This is a genomic window from Brevinematales bacterium, from assembly GCA_026415355.1.
GTDB lineage: Bacteria > Spirochaetota > Brevinematia > DTOW01 > DTOW01 > SKYB106.
Window position 1 is genome coordinate 1 of record JAOAHF010000065.1, and the last position, 275, is coordinate 275.

1 protein-coding gene is annotated in these 275 nt (G+C 37.1%); it reads left to right on the top strand.

The annotated features are described in order from the left end of the window. On the top strand, positions 1-275 hold a 275-nt coding region (locus tag N2712_08065; GenBank protein MCX8029932.1), incomplete at both ends, for a carbamoyl phosphate synthase.

A 275-nucleotide genomic window follows, 5' to 3' on the forward strand; every position in this document is an offset into this window, starting at 1 on the left:
AGGTTTTCCAATAATTATTAAAGCAGTAGCTGGTGGTGGTGGTAAAGGGATGCGCATTGTAAGAGATGAAGATGAGTTGGAAAAAAATTTTGTTATGGCATCGACTGAAGCAGAAGCTGCATTCGGCGATCCTGGAGTTTATATTGAAAAATATCTTGAACAACCACATCATATCGAAATTCAGGTGTTCGGAGATCAATATGGAAATGTAATCCATTTAAATGAGAGAGATTGTTCAATCCAAAGGCGTCATCAAAAATTGGTTGAAGAATCAC